A 6,517-nucleotide genomic window follows, 5' to 3' on the forward strand; every position below is an offset into this window, starting at 1 on the left:
TCGAATGGCTGCATCAACAGGCCGCACAGAAGACTGCACCCGACCAACGCGCCATAATGTCGAATTACCTCTTGCATCGCGGGAGCCATCCACAGAGGACATCGCGGGTGACAATGCTGGAGGTCATGGCCGCGCCACAACCGGACCTTCGCCAATCGTGGCGAAATATGAAGATCCGATCTCGACCTTGGTCGTTGCAGATTTGAACGTCCAAAACGAGGCCGGGAACCTGACCTTCAGCGCAAGAGCATTCGGGAGCGCTACATTTGACGTCCGGGCACATCGAAGCCGCCCAAGTTTCAAGACTTGAACACCGCAAGCATGTGAAGATCCAATCGGTCCCGCCGCTGTGTCGTCCCATGGCACGGATGAGACGATACACTGTTTACCACAGCGCTCGCGACAGCTCGCGAAACGGGCGACCCGCAGAGGCTTTTTTCGTGTTATGATGCACTTGCAACGCGCGCAATCTCGACCTCGGCAATATGGCAAAGGTCGAAAGCAATTTTTGCCCTGGCGTCCCCCAGCACGGACTCAACTCCGGATGGCTGGGTGTGCTTATCCGGGGCGAGGAGGTTGTCCATGTCCACGAGTAATGTCGAACGCCCGCTGCAGCCGGGCGACCGGGCGCCGAATATTATTCTCGATGCGATCTCCCGCGAAGGCAAAATCGCGCTCACTGATTTTCGAGGTCGTAGCCCATTGTTGATCGGCTTGTTTCGAGGCCTGCACTGTGCGTTCTGCCGGCGCAATGTCGCGGCAATGGCGCAACTCAAGCCGGCTCTGGCTGAGAAAGGCGTCGAATGCCTGGCGGTCGTCAATACGCCGGTAGAGCGGGCACGGCTCTATTTCCGTTACCATCCGACACCCGATCTTCTCGCCGCGTCCGACCCGGAGCGGGCCTCGCACCGTGCTTTCGGCTTGCGCGAGATCGGGATGGACAAGGTCATGGGGATCCGTATCGATCTCCCGGGTGAGTTGCCCGAGCCTATGGACCCCATGGCAATAAACGAGTTTCTCAACAAGAAGGAGGGGTATGAGATTACGGAAGCCGATCAGCAGATGATGGCTTCCGCTAAGGAGCTGCTGGTTGGTCAGTTTCTCATCGACCAAGGGGGCATTGTACGCTGGAGCTTCACTGAAGTTCTGGAGGCTGGCCTCAATACCCCCAAGGCGCCGAATCCGGAGGAATTGATGTCAGCGGCTTCCCAAGTTGCACATTAATGGGCTGCGGAAACAGGCGGCTGACAACTCGCTCGACGACCGCGCCCTCCCGCTCACTACCGGGGAAAGGCCGTCCTGGGTCAAAACCTGAAGATCGTGGATGACCGTTTCGCGCCTCATGCACGAACCCGCTTCGCGGGAGGGTCGCCTGGTTCTGAGATGGCGCGACATTCATAGGCCTTGAGCGGGTAAAGCCTGCGATCCGACCATGGAGTTCCCTTCAACGAGAGGAACTTGCCATGGCTACTCTGTCTACCGACGCTCCGATCACGCCACTTCGCCAGCGCATGCAGCAAGATATGCTGATGCGGGCCTGGGACCGCATACGCAGCAGGATTACGTTCGTCATGTCCGGCGCTTCGCCGCGTTCCTTGGTCGTGCTCCCGACACCGCGACGACCGAGGACATTCGGCGCTTCCAGTTGCACCAGCATGAGAACGGCATGGGCCCTGCGACGATCAACGGTGCGGTTTCGGCGCTGCGATTCCTGTTCACGGTGACGCTGAAGCGGCGGGATTTGGCGCGCGCGCTGGTGGTCACCCGGTATCCGCGCAAGCTGCCCGAGGTGCTGAGCGTCGAGGAAGCGGCGCGGCTGCTCGAAGCGGCGCCAGGCATCAAGTACAAGGCCGCGCTCGGTGTCGCCGCCCGGCTGAACCGGTGCGAGCGGACCTGGAGGTCGCCGATATCTTCCGTGCTGCCGGCCCCGGATACCGGGTCGCCCACGCAGGGCATCTGAGCCTGCAGCAGCTCAAGGTCATGTCGGCGATCGAACACTGCCGCACCGCTGCATTGGGTGGTCATGTCGAAGCCTGTGCGGACTGCGGGCAATGGCGGATCGCCTATAACAGCTGCCGCAACCGGCACTGTCCCAGGTGCCAGGGCGCGGCCGCGCGTACATGGCTCGCCGAGCGCGAAGCCGACCTGCTGCCAGTCGGCTACTTCCACGTCGTGTTCACGCTGCCCGCCGAGGTCGCCGTCATCGCGTTCCACAACAAGGCGCTGGTCTACAATCTGCTGTTCAAGGCGGCCTCGGAGACGATGCTGACGATCGCGGCTGATCCCAAGCACCTCGGCGCACGCATCGGCATCACCGCCGTGCTCCACACATGGGGCTCGGCAATGACCCACCATCCCCATGTCCACATGATTGTGCCGGGCGGCGGCATCGCGCCGGACGGGTCACGCTGGATATCGTCGCGGCTGGCCTTCCTTCTCCCAGTCAGAGTACTGGGCAAGCTGTTCCGCCGTCTGTTCCTGACCCGGCTGGTCGCGCTGCACGACGCCGGTCGGCTCGCCTTCTTCGGATCGGCGGCACACCTGGCCGACCGTCGGGCCTTCCTGCGTCATCTGAAGCCTGTTCGCAGCAAGCGCTGGATGGTCTATGCCAAGCCGCCCTTCGCCGGACCCCAAGCGGTGCTCGCCTATTTGTCGCGCTAGACGCACCGGGTCGCCATCTCGAACCGCCGCCCGATCGCCTTCGACGAGGCTGGAGTCACCTTCCGCTACAAGGACTATCGCCGCGATGGTGTCGAGCGCCAGCGCGCCATGACGCTTGCCGCCAACGAGTTCATCCGCCGTTTCCTGCTCCATGTCCTGCCGCGTGGGTTCCACCGCATGCGTCACTATGGGCTGCTCGCCGGCTCCGCCCGCAAGGCCAGCCTCGCACTCGCGCGCGAACTGCTGGGCGTCGCGCCGCCGCCCGAAGACGACACTCCCGAAGAACCGGCTGACGTCCGCCCGCCTTGCCCTTGCTGCGGCGGACGCATGGTCGTCATCGAGAGGTTCGAACGGTGGTGCCAGCCTCGTGCACCGCCTGCCTCAAGAACGCCGAACCGGGAGAACGCCCCATGACCCGGCATGGCCAAGTTGCTCTTACGACCGCACCACGCCGGCGCCGGTCAACGGGATGTTATCTGCACGTTGCCGTGGCGCCGGTCATCACGCACACCAATCCCGTCGGAATCAACGCTACAGCCTCTGTGACCTGGCCCGGAAGCCGCTTCCACGACACGACCATCCCATCCTATGCGGAAGTTCGCGACAGGCGCTGGCACACCCCGAGACACAAATCCCCATAGGCAATCGTCTGCGGCCCGCGGGTTCCTGCATGAGAGACTTTCGTACGCCTGACGGCACCCGAAACCCTTCAGCAAAGTCAGTCGTTGCGACCTCACGGTCGGACCGTCCTGAATAGATGGGAAGCGGAAGTACCAGGAATTGTCATTTTTGGCAGGATAGAGGACCAAACCTGACATTCGATGATGCGTGTAAGCGAAAATCCAAATTTCCGGAATCTTGCGGATCTTCGCTGGGGTGCCGCCTCAGTTCGTACCAAACATGCGCGCCACCCCGCGAAACGTCGCCTCAGTCGAGGCTGGCCGGCGACGAGAACGGCCGATTGGCGTCCACCACGAAGATGGCCAGCTCATCAAGAGCGGTTGTGCCGGCGCTGAACACCTCCATCGGCATGTCGACCCCGTGTCCGACCATGGTCGTGCCGGCTTCGGCATAGCTCACCCCGTGGGGCGTTCTTTGGCCGAGCTTGCCGCCCCAGCACATAGAAGGCCTCCGGTCCCGGATGTGTATGGATCGGCGTCTTGGCACCGGGCGCTCCACCGGCACGGTTGACGCGCAGCAAATACTCGCTCGCACTGATCGGCGGAACGGGCCCGATCTCGACGACCTTGGTCCCGGCAGGAGTGGTGCCATCCTTCGGTCCGAGCGTGAACAGCCAGACCTTGCAAAATCATGGTTCTGATGCGTAGTCGCAGTAATGGAAGGTGGCGAGATAGCCGGGGAGTACGCGCATGAACTCCTGTTGATGGGTCCAAGCTCTGCACTCGGCCATGGAGGTCATGGGTTTCACGTCGGGGAGCCTGATTAGCTCCCCCTGGTTGGTCAGAAGGATTGTGACAGCGATGGCGGTGAACATGGCCCGGTTATCCATCGACTTAAGGCTGGCGACACAATAACCGCCGGGGTTGGGACGGACGTCGTCTGAGGCAACCTCGTTGACATGGTCAGGGCCACAGAATCTCCCGATGCGGGAATCCGCTTTTGCAGCCGTTTGCGCTGCCAAAAGAAGAGCGAGAGCGATGATGAGCTTGGTGCGATTCATGTCGTCCTCCGTTTCATCCGGTGCTGCTGGGATCGCTTGGAGGCGAAGACCGAATGGGCTAGAGTAGGAAGCGCGCCAGGAAGGTGACATGTCCCGAACGGCCCCTGAAATTGACCTGAAATCTGCTGAAACGATCACGTTCCGCGGTTTTTTCTTCCTGACGAAAAGCAGAGAAGTCCGGACCGCCGAAGGTAAGGCGGTCAATCTTCGCAGCCAGTCCGCGGAGGTGCTCTCCGTGCTCGCGGCGCGACCGGGCGAGATCGTGTCCAAGGATGCGCTGATGCAGGCGGTTTGGCCCGATACCTTCGTGACCGACGACAGCCTCACTCAATGCATTGCCGATATTCGCCGCGCGTTGGCGGACGACGCGCATGTGATCGTGGAAACCGTCCCAAAGAGAGGCTACCGACTGAATGCCGATCCATCGGACGCGGCGGCCCCAAACGCCGCAGCCGGCATGGAACGTGCCAAGACACGATTCTCGCAGCGCGGCTTCATTCTGGTTGCAGTCGTTCTCGTCGCGGCAGCGGTCGGCGCATACTACGGCACGGAAGCATGGCGAAGCGCTCCGGCTCGTTCGAGCGACATGCCCAGGATTGCGATCCTTCCCTTCGACGACTTCAGTGCAGGTGGGGACAAGGGATATCTCAGCGATGCCGTTGCCGAGGGGATCATCACCGAGCTGGCGCGGAGCAAGACTTATGCCGTCATCGCCCGGAACTCGAGCTTCAGGTACCGCGGTAAGCCGGTCGACATCAGGCAGATTGGCGAAGAACTCGGCGTCGACTACCTGCTCGAAGGCAGCCAGCAGAAGATCGGACACCGGCTGAAAGTGACCGCCCAGTTGCTGAATGCGCATGACGGATCGCATGTCTGGGCCAACACCTACAACCGGGAGATCGGCGATCTTTTCGTCGTCCAGGAGGAGATCATCCGCACGCTTGCGGCTCGGGTCGGGCAAAGGATCGAGCGACCCTTGCCACAGAGCGACGCCGCCCGGGTTAGCGCGCTCCGTTATCTCCTGATGGGGTCTGCAGCGAACGAAAAGGATTTTTCTGCCGCGGGGAACGAACTGCTGCGGCAGTTCAGCCTCAAGGCGATTGAAGCGGATCCGAACTCCCAATTCGGCTATATCGGGCTGGCTTGGTCCTATCGCTTTGACTCGGTATTCTGGCACAAGCAGGAAAACAACCCCGACGAGGCGTTGAAGCGGGCCGCAGAGTACGCCGACAAGGCCATCGTGCTCGCTCCGGACGATGCCAACGCGCATCAAATCCGCGCTCAAATCCATAGTGAAGCCGGAGAGATCGAGCAGGCCATTGCGCAGTTCGATCAGGCGATCGCCCTGAACCCCAGCGCCTCGAATATCCTCGAGGGCAGTGCGGCCCCGCTGCTCTTTGCCGGCCGCACCGACGAAGCGATCGATCGGATCGAGCAGGCCAAAGGCATCGATCCCTTCTACCCCGACTGGTTCAACTGGGACATGGGCTGGGCGCTCTATGAAAAGAACGATTGCGGGGCTGCGCTGACGGCGATGCGGAAAATGTCCCCAATCCCGATCGGCGCACACCGAATGCTTGCGGGGATCTACGCTTGTCTGGGAAACCAGCGGGAGGCAAAGGAAGCGCTTGCGTTTTTCCTCAAAGACTCGCCCGGCGACTCCATCAGCAAACAACGCAAGCAGTGGGAGAAGAATTGGACCGCCCCCGGACCCCTCGAGCGCTGGATCGGACACATGCGGTTCGCGGGCTTGCCGGAGTGACGGCTGACCGCATGCGGGCCCGGCTGAAGCCAAATGGCCGCAAAAACCGTTGAAGGCGTCGTGTCATAGGCGCTGGCTGCCCTCGATGTAGGGTCATCTTTCGCAAGCGAATGGTTTGATGCGTAAGGTCGGCAATGGGGCCGCCGTGTGCCATAGTGCGCTCGCAGCCGAACTTCTGGAACGGGCCCGACGGCTGCCGTTCATCGGCGATGCCTCGAACTTCCGCAGATGGCGCACAGCGGTCCGCACTACGCTGGACGCAAGGGTCGGCTTTCTTGCCCAGTCATCCTGAAAGCCGACGGTCCACTTCCGTGAAGAGTTTCGGGCGCCGGCAGGCGTACGAAAGTCCCCGAGGAAGGAACCCGCGGGCCACAGGCGATGGTTATGGGGATTTCGATTTGCGGCTGGTGTCG

The 6,517-nt window shown here is 61.8% G+C and carries 5 protein-coding genes and 1 pseudogene; 4 read left to right on the top strand and 2 right to left on the bottom strand.

Translation table 11 applies throughout. From position 1 onward, the window contains the following. The first annotated feature begins 582 nt into the window (after positions 1-582). The 3 genes and pseudogenes from NKJ94_RS36630 (at position 583) to NKJ94_RS36640 (ending at position 3,075) form a co-directional block, all read left to right on the top strand. Positions 583-1,224 carry a peroxiredoxin-like family protein gene (locus NKJ94_RS36630; protein WP_352532561.1) on the top strand — a complete coding sequence of 214 codons (642 nt, stop codon included), beginning with the start codon at positions 583-585 and terminating at the stop codon, positions 1,222-1,224. A gap of 208 nt (positions 1,225-1,432) precedes the next feature. Further along, positions 1,433-1,960, top strand: coding sequence for a tyrosine-type recombinase/integrase (locus NKJ94_RS36635; protein ID WP_352532563.1), 528 nt, complete (start codon positions 1,433-1,435; stop codon positions 1,958-1,960). Beyond that, a pseudogene (locus NKJ94_RS36640) lies at positions 1,882-3,075 on the top strand (IS91 family transposase). Before NKJ94_RS36635 ends, NKJ94_RS36640 begins: the two are co-directional and overlap by 79 nt. A gap of 513 nt (positions 3,076-3,588) precedes the next feature. Here NKJ94_RS36640 and NKJ94_RS36645 read toward each other — a convergent pair. Together NKJ94_RS36645 and NKJ94_RS36650 are read right to left on the bottom strand one after the other, a co-directional pair. Beyond that, the gene (locus NKJ94_RS36645) at positions 3,589-3,783 is read right to left on the bottom strand and encodes a hypothetical protein (RefSeq protein ID WP_352532565.1); all 195 of its coding nucleotides are present in this window, start codon (positions 3,781-3,783) and stop codon (positions 3,589-3,591) included. A 187-nt stretch (positions 3,784-3,970) separates the two neighbouring features. Further along, positions 3,971-4,342: a hypothetical protein gene (locus NKJ94_RS36650; RefSeq protein WP_352532567.1), complete on the bottom strand. Its 372-nt coding sequence runs from the start codon at positions 4,340-4,342 to the stop codon at positions 3,971-3,973. A gap of 88 nt (positions 4,343-4,430) precedes the next feature. Between NKJ94_RS36650 and NKJ94_RS36655 the strand changes: the two genes are divergently transcribed. Further along, positions 4,431-6,104 (top strand): winged helix-turn-helix domain-containing tetratricopeptide repeat protein, encoded by a 1,674-nt coding sequence (locus tag NKJ94_RS36655; RefSeq protein WP_352532569.1) that lies wholly within the window; start codon positions 4,431-4,433, stop codon positions 6,102-6,104. Positions 6,105-6,517 lie beyond the last annotated feature (413 nt).

It is taken from the genome of Mesorhizobium sp. M0060 (assembly GCF_040323155.1).
Lineage (GTDB): Bacteria > Pseudomonadota > Alphaproteobacteria > Rhizobiales > Rhizobiaceae > Mesorhizobium.